Below are 17129 nucleotides of genomic sequence, written 5' to 3'. Positions count from 1 at the left end.
ATCCTTCAGGGAGTCACCCCATGCAATACCTACAGAACGAGAGCCCGTTGGCGGATCTCGCGGCGGAACACGTCTATCTCCAGGTCAACGGCCGGCGCCTTCACTGCGTGATGGCCGGTGAAGGGCGGCCGGTGCTGCTGATCCCCGGCTGGCCGCAAACCTGGTACACCTGGCGCCATGTGATGCAAGCGCTGGCGGCGGCCGGTTTTCAGGCGATCGCCGTCGATCCGCCGGGCATCGGCGATTCCGACAAGCCCGCTGGCGGCTACGACACCGGCAGCGTCGGTGCGGCGTTGCACGCGATGATGGCGCAACTGGGTCATGAACGTTACCAACTGGTTGGCCACGACATCGGCATGTGGATCGGTTACGCCATGGCGAGCGATTTCCCGCAGGCGGTGGAGCGCCTGGTGCTGACGGAAGCGGTGATCCCCGGCCTGGCGCCGCCGCCGCCGATTTTCGTCGCGCCGGAGGAGAACATTTTCCTGTGGCATTTCATGTTCAACCAGCTGGCGGATTTGCCGGAGACTCTGACCCAGGGGCGTGAGCGGGAGTATCTCGGCTATATCTTCAACCGCTGGTCCTATCGGCGCGATCGGGTGGCGGCGCAGGTGTATATCGCCGCCTATTCGGCGCCGGGCAGCCTACGCGCCGGATTCGACTATTACCGGGCGATCCCGGAGACCGTGCGGCAAAACCGCCTGCGCGCCGCCACGCCCCTGACGATGCCGGTGTTGACGGTGGGGGCCGAGCACGCGACCGGCGACGCGCCGCTGACGACGCTGCGGGGCAATGCGCACGATCTGCGGGGCGAAACGATCGCCGGCTGCGGGCATTTCATTACCGAAGAGTGTCATGAAGAATTTCTTGCACTGATTACGCCGTTCCTGGCAGGAGAGCTACATGCCGCTCGATGAACGCATTGCCGCCTTTTTGACGGCATCGGCCGATGCGCCGCCCCCCGCGTCGCTGGCGGAAATGCGCGCGGCCACGGAAACCGGTTTACGCCAGCTGCAGGGCGAGGCGGAACCGAGCGGCGGCGTCAGGGACTTTACGGTGGTCGCCGCCGATGGGTATCGGATCGCGCTGCGCGCCTATCTCCCGGCGGGGGAAAACCGCGCCGCCGCGCAGCCGGCAATGCTGTTCGCCCACGGCGGCGGCTGGTGCCTCGGTTCGCTGGCGCTGTACGATCGGCCCTGTCAGGCGCTGGCCAACGCCACCGGCCGGGTGATCCTGTCGGTCGACTATCGTCTGGCGCCGGAATACCCGTTTCCGCAGCCGCTGGAAGATGTCTATCGGGCGCTCTGCTGGGTGGCACAACAGGCGCCGCAGTTGGGGATCGACGCGAAGCGCCTGGCGGTGGGCGGCGACAGCGCCGGAGGCAATCTGGCGGCGGCGGTTGCGCTGCTGGCGCGGGATCGCGGCGGCCCGCACATCGAGCGCCAGCTGCTGCTTTACCCGGCGCTCAGCCGCGAGATGACGACGAAGAGCTATTGCGAGTTTGCCGAGGGGTACTTTCTGACGCGCGATGCGATGGTATTTTGTTGGCAGCAGTATCTGGCCCAGCGGCGCGATCCCGGCGCCGAACCGCTGCACGCGGCTACGCTGCGCGGATTGCCGCCGGCCACCATCCTGAGCTGCGAATATGATCCGCTGCGCGATGAGGCCGAGCAGTATGCGCAGCGGCTGCGCGAGGCGGGCGTGCCGGTACGCTGCGAACGGTTGCCGGGCATGGTGCATGCCTGTATTCACATGCTGGGGCTGACCCCGGCGGCGCGGCGGCTGTTCGAACTGACTCGCGAGTAAAAAAAACCCCGCACTGCGGGGCTTTTGGCTATTTATCCGGCGTTCGATTAACGGCCGGCGACGGTGACGAAGCGGGTTTCCAGGTAGGACTCGATCGCTTCGCTGCCGCCTTCGGTGCCGTGACCGGAGTCCTTCACGCCGCCAAACGGCGTTTCCGGCAGGCCGAAACCGATGTGGTTGATGCTCAGCATGCCGCTCTCCACGTCGCGCCCCAGCGCATTGACGGTGGCGATGTTGCGGCTGTAAGCGTAGGCGGCCAGGCCGTACGGCAGGCGGTTGGCTTCGGCGATCGCCTCGTCATAGGTGGTGAACGGGCGCAGCAGGGCGACCGGGCCAAACGGCTCTTCCGACATGGCGCGCGCGCTCAGCGGCACGTCGCGCAGCACCGTCGGCTCGAAGAAGTTGCCTTTGCCCGCCACGCGCTTGCCGCCGGTGCAGGCTTTTGCCCCGTGGGTGACGGCATCCTGCACCAGCGCCTCGATATTGTCGACGCTGCGGCCCAGCACCATCGGTCCCATGGTGACGCCGTCTTCCAGCCCGTTGCCGAGCTTGAGTTCACGCACGGCGGCGGTGAATTTCTCCACGAAGGCTTCATAAACGCCTTGCTGGATCAGGAAGCGGGTCGGGGCGATACAGACCTGGCCGGCGTTGCGGAACTTGGACTGCGCCAGCTCTTTGGCCGCCGCGTCGAGATCGGCGTCGTCGAAGATCAGCACCGGCGCATGGCCGCCCAACTCCATGGTGGCCTTTTTCATATGCTGGCCGGCCAGCGCCGCCAGATGCTTGCCCACGCGGGTGGAGCCGGTGAAGGAGATCTTGCGAATGGTCGGATGCGGGATCAGGTATTCCGAGATTTCCGCCGGGGTGCCGTACACCAGCGCGATCACCCCGGCCGGGATGCCGGCGTCGGCGAAGGCTTTGATCAGCTCAGCCGGCGAGGCCGGCGTTTCTTCCGGGCCTTTGACGATGATGGAACACCCCGCGGCCAGCGCGGCGGACAGCTTGCGCACGATCTGGTTGATCGGGAAGTTCCACGGCGTGAAGGCGGCCACCGGGCCGACCGGCAGCTTGAGGGTTTGCTGCTGCACGTCGCGGGCGCGGGACGGAATGATCTGCCCGTAGGTGCGGGTGGCTTCGCCGGCGAACCAGTCGATGACGTCGGCGGCGTTGAGAATTTCGACTTTGGCCTGCGCCACCGGTTTACCCTGTTCCTGCGTCATGACGGCGGCGATGGCGTTGGCGCGTTCGCGCAGCAGCGCCGCCGCTTTGCGCATCAGGTTGGCGCGCTGGTGCGCGGCGGTGTCGCGCCAGACGTTAAATCCGCGCTCGGTGGCGGCCAGCGCCAGATCGAGATCCTCTGTGGCGGCGTGCGCCACCTGACCGATTACCTCGTCGGTGGCGGGGTTGGTGACCGGCAGGGTTTTCCCGGCCAGTGCGTTGCGCCATTGTCCATCGATATACAGTTGAGTATCCGGATACATTGTTGCCTCTTGTTTGCGGAGTGTCAGGGGCCGATGAGCTTCGCGATGCGGCGCGCCTGAAAGGGACAGGGACCTTAACCCTACGCCGAATGGCGGCGATCGTCCAGGCGAGGGGCACGAAAGCGCCAGGGCGGCTACTCAACCGGCGATGTTTTGGCTATGCTGAGCAGATTGTCAGCACGGACGAGGAGGTCGAGTGCAAGGGGTACCGCAACAGTTTCCGTTCGAGAAGGATTGCGCGCAGTTCCGCCATTTGTCGCATCTGCCGGGCGTCGAACTCTATCAGGCGCACATTGAGCGCTATGCCTTCGAGCCGCATACCCACGACGCCTTCGCTATCGGCACCGTAGACACCGGGGCGGAGCGTTTCCGCTATCGCGGCGCGCAGCATCTGGCGGCGCCGGGCGCGCTGGTACTGATGAACCCCGACGAGCTGCATACCGGCGAAGCCGAAACGCCGGGCGGCTGGTGTTACCGCATGCTCTATCTGGCGCCCGAGGCGCTGGAGCAGCTGTCCGGCGATCGGAGCCAGTGGTTCACCGATGCGGTGCGCCACGATCCGCGGGCGGCGCAGCGCCTGTCCGCCATTCTCGCCACACTGTGGCAAACCGACGATCCGCTTACGCTGGACGGCCTGCTGTTGGAGGCTGTCGAGCTGTTGCACCCGCATATCCGCACCGGGCAGCGGGAAAAAGCCGAGGCGGCGCACCGTTTCGAGGTGGTGAAAAGCTACCTGCACGATAACTTCGCCGAGGCCGTGACCCTCAATCAGTTGGCCGAGCTGGTGTCGCTCAGCCCGTACCATTTTCTGCGCAAGTTCAAGGCCGAATACCACGTTTCGCCGCAGCAGATGCTGATGGCGATCCGGCTGTCGCAGGCCAAACGCATGCTGGAGCGCGGCATGCCCGCCGCACAGGTGGCGGCGGCGGCAGGGCTGACCGATCAGGCGCACCTGACGCGCGCCTTCGCCAATCGTTACGGCGTCACGCCAGTGCGTTTCCAGAAACAGGTGAAATTGGGTTAAAACAGCAACCTGCTACAATAATTCCTCCCCGCATTTTCGCTACTCTGCCGCTGTCTTGTCGGGCGGGTTGGCCGCGCCGGCCGTTTGTCGGAGTCGTTATGTTCATTGGCGTTGTGTTTGCCCTGGCCGCCGGGCTGATGTGGGGATTGATCTTCGTCGGCCCGCTGCTGGTGCCGGATTATCCCGCCGCGCTGCAGTCCACCGGGCGCTATCTGGCCTTCGGGCTGATCACCTTGCCGCTGGCCTGGCTCGATCGTCGCCGCCTGCGCAAGCTGCGGCGCCAGGATTGGCTGGAGGCGCTCAAGCTGACGGCCATCGGCAACCTGCTGTACTACCTGTGCCTGGCCAGCGCCATTCAGCGTACCGGCGCACCGGTGTCGACCATGATCATCGGCACCTTGCCGGTGGTGATCGCCATCTGCGCCAATCTGTTTTACGGCCGGCACGACGGGCGGCTGGCCTGGGGCAAGCTGGCGCCGGCGCTGCTGCTGATCGTCTGCGGGTTAGCGTGCGTGAACGTCGCCGAGCTGCGCGGCAATGCGCTGCCGGTCGACGGCTGGCGCTATCTCAGCGGCCTGGGGCTGGCCGTGTTGGCGGTGGCGTGCTGGACCTGGTTCCCGCTGCGCAACTCGCGCTGGCTGCGGGAGAACCCGACGCAGCGGCCGGCTACCTGGGCCACGGCGCAAGGGCTGGTGACGCTGCCGCTGGCGCTGCTGGGCTATCTGGCGGTCTGCGGCCAATTGGCGCTGAGCGAACCGGCGTTCGCCTTGCCGTTCGGCCCGCGCCCCGAGGTGTTTATCCCGCTGATGCTGGTCATCGGCGTGTTCTGCTCCTGGCTGGGGGCGCTGTGCTGGAACGAAGCCAGCCAGCGGCTGCCGACGGTGTTGGTGGGGCCGCTCATCGTGTTCGAAATTCTGGCGGGGTTGGCCTATACCTTTCTGCTGCGCCAGGCCTGGCCGCCGCTGCTGACGCTGGCCGGCATCGTCTGCCTGATCGCCGGCGTGGTGTACGCCATGCGCATCAAGCCGCAGCCGGTGGTGGTGGCGCTGGAAGACAAGCAGGGGTGACGCCCGCCGCGAAGGCGGGCGCGAGGGTTAACGCTTGCTGTGGTGAATGATCTCTTCGGCCACGTTGCGCGGCGCTTCAGCGTAGTGGCTGAATTCCATGGTGTAGGTGGCGCGGCCCTGCGACATCGAACGCAGGGTGGTCGAGTAACCGAACATCTCGGATAGCGGCACCTTGGCGCGGATTTCCTTGCCGCCGCCGCCCGGGATCTCTTCCATGCCCTGCACCAGACCGCGGCGTGAGGAGAGGTCGCCCATCACGTTGCCGGCGTAATCTTCCGGCGTTTCCACCTCCACCGACATGATCGGCTCAAGGATCACCGGATCCGCCAGGCGACAGGCTTCCTTGAAACCGAAGATCGCCGCCATGCGGAACGCCTGTTCCGACGAGTCGACATCATGGTAAGAACCGAAGGTCAGGTGCACCTTGACGTCTACCACCTGATAACCGGCCAGTACGCCGTTGTTCAGCGCCTCGAGCACGCCTTTTTTCACCGCCGGGATAAACTCGCCCGGAATGACGCCGCCCTTGATCTCATCGAAGAACTCGAAGCCTTTGCCGGGTTCGTTCGGTTCGACGGTCAGCACCACGTGGCCGTATTGCCCTTTACCGCCGGACTGGCGCACGAATTTGCCTTCCACGTCGGCCACCCGCTTGCGAATGGTTTCGCGGTACGACACCTGCGGCTTGCCGGTGGTGGTCTCCACACCGAACTCGCGGCGCATGCGATCGACGATGATCTCCAGGTGCAGCTCGCCCATGCCGTAGATGATGGTCTGGCCGGATTCTTCATCGGTGCGTACCCGGAACGACGGATCTTCCGAAGAGAGGCGCTGCAGCGCGATGCCCATTTTCTCCTGGTCGCCCTTGGTCTTCGGCTCGATCGCCTGGGCGATCACCGGCTCGGGGAAGGTCATGCGTTCCAGCGTGATGATGGCGCCGGGGTCGCACAGCGTATCGCCCGTGGTGACGTCCTTCAGGCCGACGCAGGCGGCGATGTCGCCGGCGTGCAGCTCGTCGATGTCCTTACGATCGTTGGCGTGCATCTGCACGATGCGGCCGATGCGCTCCTTTTTGCCCTTGATCGGGTTGTAAACGCTGCTGCCTTTGGCCAGCACCCCGGAGTAGACGCGCACGAAGGTCAGCTGGCCGACGAAGGGGTCGGTCATCAGCTTGAACGCCAGCGCCGAGAATTTTTCGTTGTCGTCGGCTTTGCGGGTGATGATTTCATCGTGTTCGCCGTGGCCCTCCATCGGCGGCACGTCGAGCGGCGAGGGCATCAGTTCGATCACCGCATCCAGCATGCGCTGCACCCCTTTGTTGCGGAACGCCGAGCCGCACAGCATCGGCTGGATTTCGCCGGCGACGGTGCGCACCCGCAGCCCGTGGACGATCTCCTCTTCGCTCAGTGGCACCTGGTTGAGGTATTTTTCCATCAGCTCTTCCGAGGCTTCGGCGGCGGCCTCAATCATGTTTTCGCGCCACTCCTGCGCCGAATCGCGCAGCTCGGCCGGGATCTCTTCGAAGCTGAAGTTCATGCCCTGCGAGGCTTCGTCCCACAGAATGGCCTTCATCCGCACCAGATCCACGACGCCGCTGAAGTGGTCTTCGGCGCCGATCGGAATAACGATCGGCACCGGGTTGGCCTTCAGGCGCTCGATCATCATTTTGCGCACGCGGAAAAAGTCCGCGCCGATGCGGTCCATCTTGTTGACGAACGCCAGCCGCGGCACCTTGTATTTATTGGCCTGGCGCCAGACGGTTTCCGACTGCGGCTGCACGCCGCCCACCGAGTCATAGACCATCACGGCGCCGTCCAGCACGCGCATCGAGCGCTCCACTTCAATGGTGAAATCGACGTGGCCGGGGGTGTCGATGATATTGATGCGGTGCTGCGGATAATTATGCTGCATGCCGTTCCAGAAGCAGGTGGTGGCCGCCGAAGTGATGGTGATGCCGCGTTCCTGTTCCTGCGCCATCCAGTCCATGGTCGCCGCGCCGTCATGCACTTCACCCAGCTTGTGGCTGACCCCGGTGTAAAACAGAATCCGCTCGGTGGTGGTGGTTTTGCCGGCATCGATATGCGCGGAGATGCCGATATTGCGGTAACGTTCGATAGGGGTGGTGCGAGCCATAATCAACCTTTCTTAGCCGCGTGAAGGAGAGCGGCTTAAACAGCATGGATAATGGTGATAATCCTCATAGGGTTATCTGCCGGATCGCAGAGCCTCGCTCTGGTCACAAACTAATCGTAGTTGAAGGCGTTGGTTTTTTTAAGCGATGGCTGTGATAGATGAAAGTTAGCAAGCAGGTGGAGGAGTGGGCGAAAAAAAGGCCCGTAACGGGCCTGTTGTCGAGCGGCGAATTCGCCGTTATTTGCGTCCCAGCAAGAAGCCGAAAACGATGCCGACCGCCGCCGCAACGGCCACGCCGGCCAGCGGGTTGGCTTCCACCTGGGTTCTTACGCTGTCCGCTGCGTCTCGGGCGGCATAGCTGGCCTGGGAGGCGTATTTGCGCGCCGCGCCGCGCACCTGATGCTCCGGCGAATCGACGGCTTTGCCGAACGCTTCTTCTACCGCGCCTGCGGCTTCATTGGCTTTGTCTTCCGCTTTTCCAAACATGCTGCTCTCCTGTTCCTTGTGGGTTAACGAACCTTAAGCCTAGCAGGTGAACGGCACTTTTTGCAGCATTCTGTGCGTTATAAGAGCAATCTGAGCAAAGAAAAGTCTTGCCGGGCGCGCGGTGACGGCTTCACCCGCGTGGTTTTTTGTGTTCTATTGGCTAGCGGTTTAACCGAGTACCGTTAACCTTTGACCGATTCGTTGCGTTGAAAGGACTCCCCATGTCAGTACTGCGTATTCTGGCGCTGCTCGCCGCGACAGCCGCCGCATTGCCCGCCCAGGCCAGGCCTGCGGCTCACGGCGCGGTGGCCGAGAACGGCATTCGTTGGCAATCTTGTCTCAACAGCGGCTTTCAACGCTGGTTCGATGAGCCGCCGCCGCCGGGGCTGCGCTGCGGCTACCTTGAAGCGCCGCTGGCGTACGCTACGCCTCCTGCTCATGCGGCGCGGGCGGGCGAACAGACCGTGCGGCTGGCGCTGACCCTGCTGCCCGCTACCGGGCCGAAAAAGGGCAGCGTGGTGATGATCAGCGGCGGGCCGGGTCTGCCGGGCATTAACCCTTATTTGGGCAACGACGCCCACGTCGCCAGACTGCGAAAATCCTACGACATCATCGGTTACGATCCGCGCGGCGTCGGCCAATCGACGCCGAAAATCTCCTGCCAGCTGGCCGAAGGCGACGAAACCCCGTCACCGGACGACAACGACGTGGCCGGTGCGGAAAGCCAGACGCGCACCCTGATTGCCGCCTGTATCAAACAGACCGGCGCGGACGTGCTGCAACATATCGGCACCGACGAAGCGGTCAACGATCTGAACGCGATCCGCCACGCGCTGGGCGAACCGGGGCTGACGGCGGTGGCGTACTCTTACGGCACCAAGGTGGCGGCGCTGTATGCCGAGCGTTTTCCGAAGAAAACGCGCGCGCTGGTGCTCGACGGGGTGGTGGATCTGGCGGAGGACGATTTCACCCAGCGGCTGAACCAGGAGCGGGGTTTCCAGCAAAGCTTCCTGCGCTTCGCCGCCTACTGTGGAAAAACCGACAGCTGCCAGCTGGGTGGCGGCGCCAATCAGGCGCTGCAGCGCTATCACGCCTTGCTGCGCAAGCTGCATGAGCAGCCGTTCGTCACCGCGGCGGGGTATGAAATCTCCGCCGACGACGTGCTGACGGTCACGCGTTCGCTGCTGCTGTGGCCGGAGCGCTGGCACGAGCTGGCGACCGTGCTGCGCCAGCTCGATGCCGGCATCGCCGGGCAGCAGGTTTCCGATCTGATCGACGAAAGCTATTCGCCGGATGCCGATGACGCCCTGAACGTCATCACCTGCGCCGACGTCGCCAACCCGACGGCCGATCCGCAGCAGTTGCGCCGGCAGCGGCAGGAGATCAATACCGCCGCTTTGTATGCCCACTATCTGCCGCTGCACGAATACCCGCTGGAGATGTGCGATCTGTGGCCGTATCGCGGCAAAGATCGGCCGCACACGCCGGTGGCGTCCGCCGCGCTGCCGCCGCTGCTGTTCGTCGCCCAGCGCTACGATCCGACCACACCGTACCGCAACGCGCAGGTGATGGCCGCCGCCTTTAAAAGCCCGCTGATCACCCGCGAACGCGACGGGCATACGCTGGCGCTGAACGGCATCGACAGCTGCGTTGACGAAAGCGTAGTGGATTATCTGCTGGCGCCGAAAAAGCCGCGTCGCGACAAAATTTGCCGTTGAGAAGGCCGGGCGTTGGCCCGGTCTTAAGTGAGTCAACCGGCGAAAATATGCGCCTGGCCCATCACGTTGAGATTGACCTGAGAACCGGGCTGCAGGCCTTCGCGGCTGACGGTTTTGATCTCGATTTGCGTGCCGCCGGCGGCCATTTGCAGGTTGATCGTAGAGACGAAGCCGGCGAAATCGATGCCGGTGATCACCGCTTGGCCGCGCTGCGCCGGATCTGGCAAACCGATTTGAATCTGCTCCGGGCGCAGCATGATGCGCGCCGGGCCGCTGCGTTGCCGATCGTCGACGGCGATGCGCCCCAATGCGCAGTCGGCCCAGCCGTGCGCCAGTTCGGCGGTCAACACCAGCGTTTCGCCAAGGAAGCTGGCGGTCGGCTCATCGACCGGCCGCAGATAGAGATCTTGCGGCGCGCCCACCTGCGCCAGCCGGCCGTTGCGCATCACCGCCACCTGATCGGCGAACGACAGCGCTTCGCTCTGATCGTGGGTAACAAGAATCGACGCCACCTTGGCCTCCGTCAGCAGTTCGGCGACCGCTTTGCGGGTGGTGGCGCGCAGGCCGGTATCCAGCGCCGAGAACGGTTCGTCCAGCAGCATCAAACGGGGCTGCTGCGACAGGGCACGCGCCAGCGCGACCCGCTGTTGCTGCCCGCCGGACAGCTCGTGCGGCCACAGCGCGGCCAAACGGCGATCCAGCGCCACCATCTCCATCAGCGCCTCGATGCGCCGCTGTTTCTCACGCTTGCTGCCTGTAAGGCCAAAACCGATGTTGCCGGCGACGGTAAAGTGCGGGAACAGCGCGCCATCCTGCGGAACGAAGCCGATGCCGCGCAGATGCGCCGGCACCCAGCCGCCGCCTTTGCCCATGGCTTGCCCCTGCAGCAGGATCTGGCCGCCGTCGGGAATTTCAAAGCCGGCGATGATGCGCAGCAGGGTGGTTTTGCCGGAGCCGGAAGGGCCGACGATCGCCGTGCGGCTGCCGGCGGCAACCTGCAGGTCGATGCGTTCCAGCACCCTGATGGCGTTATAAGATTTTTCGATACCGTGCAGTTCGAGCGTGCTCATAGTCCCGCCGTGCGTTTAGATTGAGAATAAAGAAGCCAGGTGAGCGGCAATGACAGCGCCACCATAATCAGCGCATAAGGCGCGGCGGCGACGTAGTCTATCTCGCTGGTCAGCGCCCAAAATCCGGTGGCCAGCGTGCGGGTGCCGTTCGGCGCCAGCAGCAGCGTGGCGGTCAGCTCATTGGCGATCGCCAGGAACACCAGCGCCGCGCCCGCCGCGGCACCCGGCGCCGCCAGCCGCAGCGTAGTGCTCCACAGCGCCTGCGCCGGCGATTTGCCGAGGCTGCGCGCCACGTTTTCCAATTCCACCGGCGCCTGTGCGATGCCGGCACGCAGATTGATCAGCGCCCGCGGCATAAACATCAGCAAATAGGCCAGCAGCAGGGTGATTTCGGTTTGGTAAATCGGCCGGAAGCTGTGAATGGTGATGGTCACCAGCGCCAACGCCACCACGATGCCGGGCAGCGAACTGGTCACGTAGTTACAGCCTTCCAGCACGCGGTACAGCCGGGCCGGATAGCGCACCGACAGCCAGGCCATCGGAATGGCGCACAGCGTGATCAGCAGCGCGCCGGCGGCGGACAGCGACAGCGTTTGCCACAGCGCAGGCCACAGGTCGGCGTTGCGCCACGCCTCCCATCCGCCCAGCCACAGCCAGCGGGCCAGGGTGATGAAAGGCACGCCCAGCGCCAGCGCGGTCAGCGAAATCGGCAGCAGCAGCGCCAGCGCGGCGAGCGGCAGCGAAAGGCGACGCGGCGTTTGGCTGCGGGCGCTGCCGGAACCAACGCGGGCATAGCGCGCGCGGCCGCGGCTGAGAGCCTCAAGCAACAGCAGCCCGAGGCAGCACAGCACCAATACGCCGGCCAGCATGTTGGCCGCCGGGCCGTTGAAGGTCGACTGGAACTGATCGAAGATCGCGGTGGTGAAGGTATCAAAGCGGATCATGGCATACAGGCCATACTCCGCCAGCAGGTGCAATGCGATCAGCAACGAACCGCCCCAGACCGCCAGCTTCAGCTGCGGCAGCACCACGCGAAAAAACACCGCCGGCGGCCGGGAACCGAGCGAGGTGGCGACGTCTTCGATGCCGGGATCCAGACGGCGCAGCACGGCGGCGGCCGGTAGGTAAATGAACGGGAAATAGGCGAGCACCGAGATGAAGACCCCGGCGCTCAGGCCGTGCATCGACGGCACCAGGCTGATCCAGGCATAGCTTTGCACAAAGGCCGGCACCGCCAGCGGCGCGGTGGCCAGTACCGCCCAAAGACGGCGGCCCGGCAGCGTAGTGCGCTCGGTCAACCAGGCCAGGGCCACGCCCAGCACGGCGCAGATCGGCAGCGTCAGCACCACCAACAGCAGGGTGTTCAACAGCAGTTCCGCCACGCGCGGGCGGAAAACCAGAGCTTTGACCGTTTGCCAGCCGGTTTCAAACGCCACGCCGATAACGAATCCCAGCGGCAGCAGCGCCAGCAACGACAGCAACACGGCGCTGGCCACCACGATCGCCCCCGGCCGCGGGTGACGGGGGGCAATAGAATAACGCCGCGCGGTCTGCGCGGCGTGGGCACTCAGGTTTGACATAACGATCAAAAACTCTAGGTTTTGCCGGCCTGCCTTACAGCAGGCCCGCCTCGGTCATCAGTTCGACCACTTTTTTACCGTTCAGCTGCGCGGCGTCTACTTTCGGCGCGTCCAGATCTTTCAGCGGCACCAGTTTCGGGTTGGAGGCCGCGCCGACGCCGACGGCGTATTCGAAAGCGTTGTTGGTGCGCAGGATCTCCTGGCCCTGTTTGCCGGTGATCCACTTGATGAACGCCTGCGCCTGCTGCTGATGCTTGCTGGAAGCCAGCACGCCGCCGCCGGAGATGCTGACGAACGCGCCCGGATCCTGATGTTTGAAGTAATACAGCTTGATGTTATTGCTGTTTTCGCCGGTTTTTGCGCCGTCCACGAACGGGTAGTAGTGATAGATCACGCCGCTGTCGACCTGGCCGGCATTGACCGCTTTCATCACCGTGCTGTTGCCCTTATAGGCGGTGAAGTTGGTTTTCATCGCTTTCAGCCACTCCAGCGTTGCTTTTTCACCTTTCAGCGCCAGCAGCGCGCTGACGATCGCCTGGAAATCGGCGCCCGACGGCGAGGCGGCCCAGCGGCCTTTCCATTCCGGCTTGGCCAGATCCAGCAGCGACTTCGGCAACTGCGCGTCGGTCAGTTTGGCCGGATTGTAGACGAACACGGTCGAGCGGGCGGCGATGCCGGTCCAACGGCCGTGGCTTGGGCGATACTGCGGTTCCACCTGGGCCAGCGTCGCGGCGTCCAGCGGGGCGAACAGCTTGGCGTTATCCACCAACACCATCGCCGGGGAGTTTTCCGTCAGGAACACGTCGGCAGGCGAAGCGCTGCCTTCCTGCACCAACTGATTGCCCAGCTCGCTGTCGCCGCCGTTGCGCAGCGTGACCTTGATGCCGGTGTCTTTGGTAAACCCATCGACCCAGGATTTCACCAGGTTTTCATGCTGGGCGTTGTAAATGACGATGCCCTGGTCGGCGGAGGCCGCCTTAGCGCCGAAGGCCAGCATCATCGAGGAGGCGAGCAGGGCGACGGGGCCGAGAGATGAAATACGCAGCTTCATGCAGTTATCCTTTTTAGCGTTCGAATGAGGAAAACGAATATCGCCTGGCAAGCGCAAGCAGGCCGATTTTAGCCAAGAACATCAATAATGATAGTGAAAACGATTCGTATTAAATTATTTTTGACGATCGCTCACAAAATGAATTGCCTTAAGGATAAGTTAAGTTTCGGCTGGAATAATCTGTATTGATTGCCTGAATAGAATTGGGACGTGTTATCTCACAGTGAGCGGCCAACCTGCCATCGCAGGCGGCCGCCCGTCAGGCTTGCTTCTTGTCACGCCGGCACAAACTCACCGTTGCCGACGCCGAAGAATTGCCCGTTGATACTGCCTGCGTACTGCGGCGGATGAACCAAAGAGGTCAGCACCCGACCATTCTCCAGCAGCGTCAGGACGATCGAACCGGGGTTGATGGCCAGTTGCAGGGTTAACGGAACGCCGATCAGATTTTCGGCATCGGGCACGGTGCCTTGCAAATAGATTGTCGGGATGTTGATGTTACCGTCTGAGCCGGTGCCGGTGGCCTGGCCGATAAAACGCACCGATGTACCGCTTGATGGGGCATTGGGACCAATATTGGCGAGCTGTGCGGAAATTTGCACGGTCTCCGCATGTGGCGCGCAACCACACCCGCATCCACAACCCTGGAAGCTGAAGTAGCCGCAGATATTTTGTTGGCACCCGCATCCACACAAGGATTGCGGATGCACTTGCTGGTTGAACGCCGGTTTCAATTGCGGATGTTGGTTGAGCAGCGCCTGTCGGCTCTGCACTTCCGCGTTATAGGCGTCACGTGATTGTTTATTCAATGTGTTAGCCTGTTCAGGCGTAATATCTTGCAATGAAGGCATAGGTAAACTCCTGTGATTTTTGCTGAGTCAGTCTGAAGTGCATATCACGCTGAATCCGGTTAACCACCAGACAGGTAATTGCATCTGAATGGAAATAGTCATTGCCCTCGAAGGAAAACGGTATGGCAAGCAGACCGTTGCATCCTATCCTCACGGCAAGTTTTTATATTTCCGGTTTGCTCTTTCGGTAATTATTTTTGATTCAATCATTCGCCAGTTATTGGTTTTATAACCGGCGGTAGCTTCATGTATATCTCGAAACTATTTAAAGGTAGTTAGGTGTTATGGAGATATCAAGAGGAGTTTTTAATGTTATTTTTAAATTGAAATGCTACTGATTTCTTCTGTCTATTATTTTGGTGTTAACCTTTTCTTGCAACCAATTAATTAATATGGATTAAGTGGTTATCATATTTCATCTCGTTGATTTATATTGAATTATTTTGCCATCATTTTTTTGTAAATATTCTCAGTGTATTCATGGAGGTGACGGGTAAGTGTGGATTTACATTTGACTTACATCAGTTCCTTGTCAACGCTGTAATGGCAATTAAGCTGTTGCAATGTTGACGTCTTGTTATCGATTGGCGTTCTTTTTCTTCAGTCTTTTCATATCGTTCTTCAGCGTTTCGTTCAGGTATTAATAACACGGGCTGTCAACGCGAATGACGAATCATATTCAATAAGAAATCGTGAGAGAGGTACCTATGTCTAATGGACCGTTTTATACCAATCCTATCGTGGTCATCGATGTAGCTAATGATTGCGTGCATGTGGAGATGGCGATCGATGGAGGATTATACGAAAACGTGTTTCCGCTGTCGGTAGCGGCTAATGAACCCTATCCGAAATTGCTGGTGAATCTGGCGATCCAGGCACAGGCGAGCGGTAAATCCTTAATGGTGTGGGGGGAACCCGGCCCAGAGCCGGTTAAAGGCCTGCCGCTGTTTGGTATCACGACCGTGAACATCAAGTAGAGGACGGCAACGCACATTGTGTTTGAAAGCGAAAAGCGCGGTGAGGGATATTCCTTTGATAATGAAAGAAATTCAACACCGCTTTTGGTTATGACTCATAGCGATTAATGATTTAATTTATTCCACTGCCTCATTGCATATTGAACGCGATAAAACACTAATCAGGGATATCGACGTGAAATATTCATTTAATGGCAGTAAATTGGCTGGTTTAATCCTCCTGGCTTTTAACGCGACGGCAGCTCAGGCGGTCGAGGTGCCGGCGGGCGCTAAACTGGCGCCGGTACAGGAATTGGTGCGTGCCAACGGGTATGAGCCGGCGACGCTGGATCCGAACCTGGCCGAGAGCAATGTGGAGTTCTACATCTTTAACGATCTGTTCGAAGGGTTGCTGCGCGTCGGTAAAGACGGCGAAGCGGTCCCGGCGCTGGCGCAGAAGTGGGAGCATCAGGGCAACGTCTGGACTTTCCATCTGCGGCCGCAGGCCAAATGGTCGAACGGCGATCCGGTGACCGCCGACGATTTTGTCTACAGCTGGCGGCGCCTCACCGATCCGAAAACCGCGTCGCCGTACGGCAGCTATCTGGCTTCGGCCTACGTGCTGAATGCCGCGGCGATCAACGCCGGCAGCAAGCCGCCGAGCGAGCTGGGCGTCAGGGCGCTGGACGCGCACACCCTGCAGGTGACGCTGTCGGAGCCCAATTCCTACCTGCTCAAGCAGCTGGTGCATTTTCCGGTCTTGCCGGTTAACCGCAAGGTGGTGGAGCGGTACGGCAAGAACTGGACTCAACCGGCGCATTTTGTCGGCAACGGCGCATTCCGCCTCAGCCAGTGGGTGGTGAACGAAAAGGTGGTGGTGGAGCGTAATCCGCAGTATTGGGACAACGCCAACACCGTGCTCAACAAGGTGACGTTCTTGCCGATACAGGGTTTCCCGGAAGTGGCGCGTTTTCGCGCCGGTGAGGTTGAGTTGGGGTATACCACGCCGCCGGAGCTATATCAGCAGCTGAAAAAAACGCTCGGCGAGCAACAGCTGGTGACCTATCCGCTGCTCTCCACCAGTTACTTCGCCTTCAACAATCGCCAGGCGCCGTTTAACGACCTGCGGGTGCGCCAGGCGCTGAATCTGGCGCTCGACAAAGAGATTATCGCCGGCAAGGTGCTGGGATACGGCCAACAGCCGGCCTGGACCTTTACCCCAACGGGGGCGGGTGGCTATAGCCTGCAGCCCGGCGCTGCGGCCGGCTGGACGCCGGAACAGCGGCACGCCCAGGCGAAGCAGTTGCTGGCGCAGGCCGGTTTCAACGCTGAGAATCCGCTGCGCTTTACCGTGCTGTACAGCAACGACGCCACCATCAAGAAGATCGTCATCGCCGCCGCCGCCATGTGGAAAAAGAACCTTGGGGTAGAAGCCCGCTTGCAAAGCCAGGAGCGTAAAGTGACGCTGGATAATATCAACCGCGGGCAGTACGGCGTGGCCTTTACCCGCTGGCTGGCGGACTATAACGATCCGTCTACTTTCCTGAACGTGTTCCGTTCCGACAGCAGCGAGAACAGCGCCAAATACCGCAACCCGGACTATGACCGCATTCTGCACCAGGCGACGGCGGCGCAGACGCCGCAGCAGGTGCAGCGCTACTTCCAGCAGGCCGAGGCGGTGCTGGCCGCTGATACGCCGGTGGCGCCGGTGTACTACGAGGCCAACGCCACGCTCATTAAACCCTACGTGAAGGGGATCGACTTTACCCGCCAGGGCGCCTTGTACGATAAAAACGTCTACCTTCTCGAGCACTGAGAAATAAAAAACGGCTGATTTATATCAGCCGTTTTTATAGATTCGCGTTTAATAAAATTATCCTAAATACTCCATAAACGACGGGCAATC

At 61.7% G+C, this 17129-nt stretch carries 14 protein-coding genes; 7 read left to right on the top strand and 7 right to left on the bottom strand.

All coding sequences use genetic code 11. The features are described from left to right. The first annotated feature begins 20 nt into the window (after positions 1–20). Complete coding sequence (locus tag SSARUM2_RS12720; RefSeq protein WP_060452627.1) at positions 21–917, top strand: alpha/beta hydrolase; 897 nt, start codon at positions 21–23, stop codon at positions 915–917. Continuing rightward, the gene (locus SSARUM2_RS12715; protein WP_060452628.1) at positions 904–1806 is read left to right on the top strand and encodes an alpha/beta hydrolase; all 903 of its coding nucleotides are present in this window, start codon (positions 904–906) and stop codon (positions 1804–1806) included. The genes SSARUM2_RS12720 and SSARUM2_RS12715 overlap by 14 nt, the downstream gene beginning before the upstream one ends. 47 nt (positions 1807–1853) lie before the next feature. Here SSARUM2_RS12715 and SSARUM2_RS12710 read toward each other — a convergent pair whose 3' ends face one another. After that, the gene (locus SSARUM2_RS12710; RefSeq protein ID WP_060430297.1) at positions 1854–3287 is read right to left on the bottom strand and encodes an NAD-dependent succinate-semialdehyde dehydrogenase; all 1434 of its coding nucleotides are present in this window, start codon (positions 3285–3287) and stop codon (positions 1854–1856) included. 196 nt (positions 3288–3483) lie between these two features. Between SSARUM2_RS12710 and SSARUM2_RS12705 the strand changes: the two genes are divergently transcribed. Both SSARUM2_RS12705 and SSARUM2_RS12700 read left to right on the top strand, forming a co-directional pair. After that, the gene (locus SSARUM2_RS12705) at positions 3484–4311 is read left to right on the top strand and encodes an AraC family transcriptional regulator (RefSeq protein WP_060387784.1); all 828 of its coding nucleotides are present in this window, start codon (positions 3484–3486) and stop codon (positions 4309–4311) included. A 98-nt stretch (positions 4312–4409) separates the two neighbouring features. After that, positions 4410–5378 (top strand): DMT family transporter, encoded by a 969-nt coding sequence (locus tag SSARUM2_RS12700; RefSeq protein ID WP_033648395.1) that lies wholly within the window; start codon positions 4410–4412, stop codon positions 5376–5378. Positions 5379–5405: 27 nt separating this feature from the next. Here SSARUM2_RS12700 and fusA read toward each other — a convergent pair whose 3' ends face one another. Both fusA and SSARUM2_RS12690 read right to left on the bottom strand, forming a co-directional pair. Continuing rightward, positions 5406–7511, bottom strand: coding sequence for an elongation factor G (gene fusA / locus SSARUM2_RS12695; protein WP_015377944.1), 2106 nt, complete (start codon positions 7509–7511; stop codon positions 5406–5408). 237 nt (positions 7512–7748) lie between these two features. Further along, positions 7749–7997 (bottom strand): DUF883 family protein, encoded by a 249-nt coding sequence (locus tag SSARUM2_RS12690; protein WP_004938127.1) that lies wholly within the window; start codon positions 7995–7997, stop codon positions 7749–7751. A 221-nt stretch (positions 7998–8218) separates the two neighbouring features. Between SSARUM2_RS12690 and SSARUM2_RS12685 the strand changes: the two genes are divergently transcribed. After that, complete coding sequence (locus SSARUM2_RS12685; RefSeq protein WP_047567358.1) at positions 8219–9715, top strand: alpha/beta hydrolase; 1497 nt, start codon at positions 8219–8221, stop codon at positions 9713–9715. 32 nt (positions 9716–9747) lie between these two features. Here the strand turns inward: SSARUM2_RS12685 and SSARUM2_RS12680 are convergent, their stop codons facing one another. The 4 genes from SSARUM2_RS12680 to SSARUM2_RS12665 form a co-directional block, all read right to left on the bottom strand. After that, on the bottom strand, positions 9748–10785 hold the full coding sequence (locus SSARUM2_RS12680; protein WP_060452630.1) for an ABC transporter ATP-binding protein: 1038 nt from the start codon (positions 10783–10785) through the stop codon (positions 9748–9750). Further along, entirely contained in the window at positions 10782–12365 is a 1584-nt protein-coding gene (locus SSARUM2_RS12675) for an iron ABC transporter permease (RefSeq protein WP_060452631.1), read from the bottom strand. The genes SSARUM2_RS12680 and SSARUM2_RS12675 overlap by 4 nt, the downstream gene beginning before the upstream one ends. 34 nt (positions 12366–12399) lie before the next feature. Continuing rightward, on the bottom strand, positions 12400–13416 hold the full coding sequence (locus SSARUM2_RS12670; RefSeq protein ID WP_047567363.1) for an iron ABC transporter substrate-binding protein: 1017 nt from the start codon (positions 13414–13416) through the stop codon (positions 12400–12402). Positions 13417–13691: 275 nt separating this feature from the next. Continuing rightward, the gene (locus SSARUM2_RS12665) at positions 13692–14267 is read right to left on the bottom strand and encodes a hypothetical protein (protein ID WP_033653105.1); all 576 of its coding nucleotides are present in this window, start codon (positions 14265–14267) and stop codon (positions 13692–13694) included. A 707-nt stretch (positions 14268–14974) separates the two neighbouring features. Here SSARUM2_RS12665 and SSARUM2_RS12660 point away from each other — a divergent pair. Together SSARUM2_RS12660 and SSARUM2_RS12655 are read left to right on the top strand one after the other, a co-directional pair. Continuing rightward, positions 14975–15244 carry a hypothetical protein gene (locus tag SSARUM2_RS12660; protein ID WP_033643162.1) on the top strand — a complete coding sequence of 90 codons (270 nt, stop codon included), beginning with the start codon at positions 14975–14977 and terminating at the stop codon, positions 15242–15244. Positions 15245–15419: 175 nt separating this feature from the next. Further along, entirely contained in the window at positions 15420–17039 is a 1620-nt protein-coding gene (locus tag SSARUM2_RS12655; protein WP_060452632.1) for an ABC transporter substrate-binding protein, read from the top strand. Positions 17040–17129: the final 90 nt, after the last annotated feature.

The organism is Serratia sp. K-E0102 (assembly GCF_029962625.1).
Taxonomy (GTDB): domain Bacteria; phylum Pseudomonadota; class Gammaproteobacteria; order Enterobacterales; family Enterobacteriaceae; genus Serratia; species Serratia sarumanii.
Note: the sequence above shows the minus strand (reverse complement) of the source record. Positions and strands in the feature narration are given on the sequence as shown.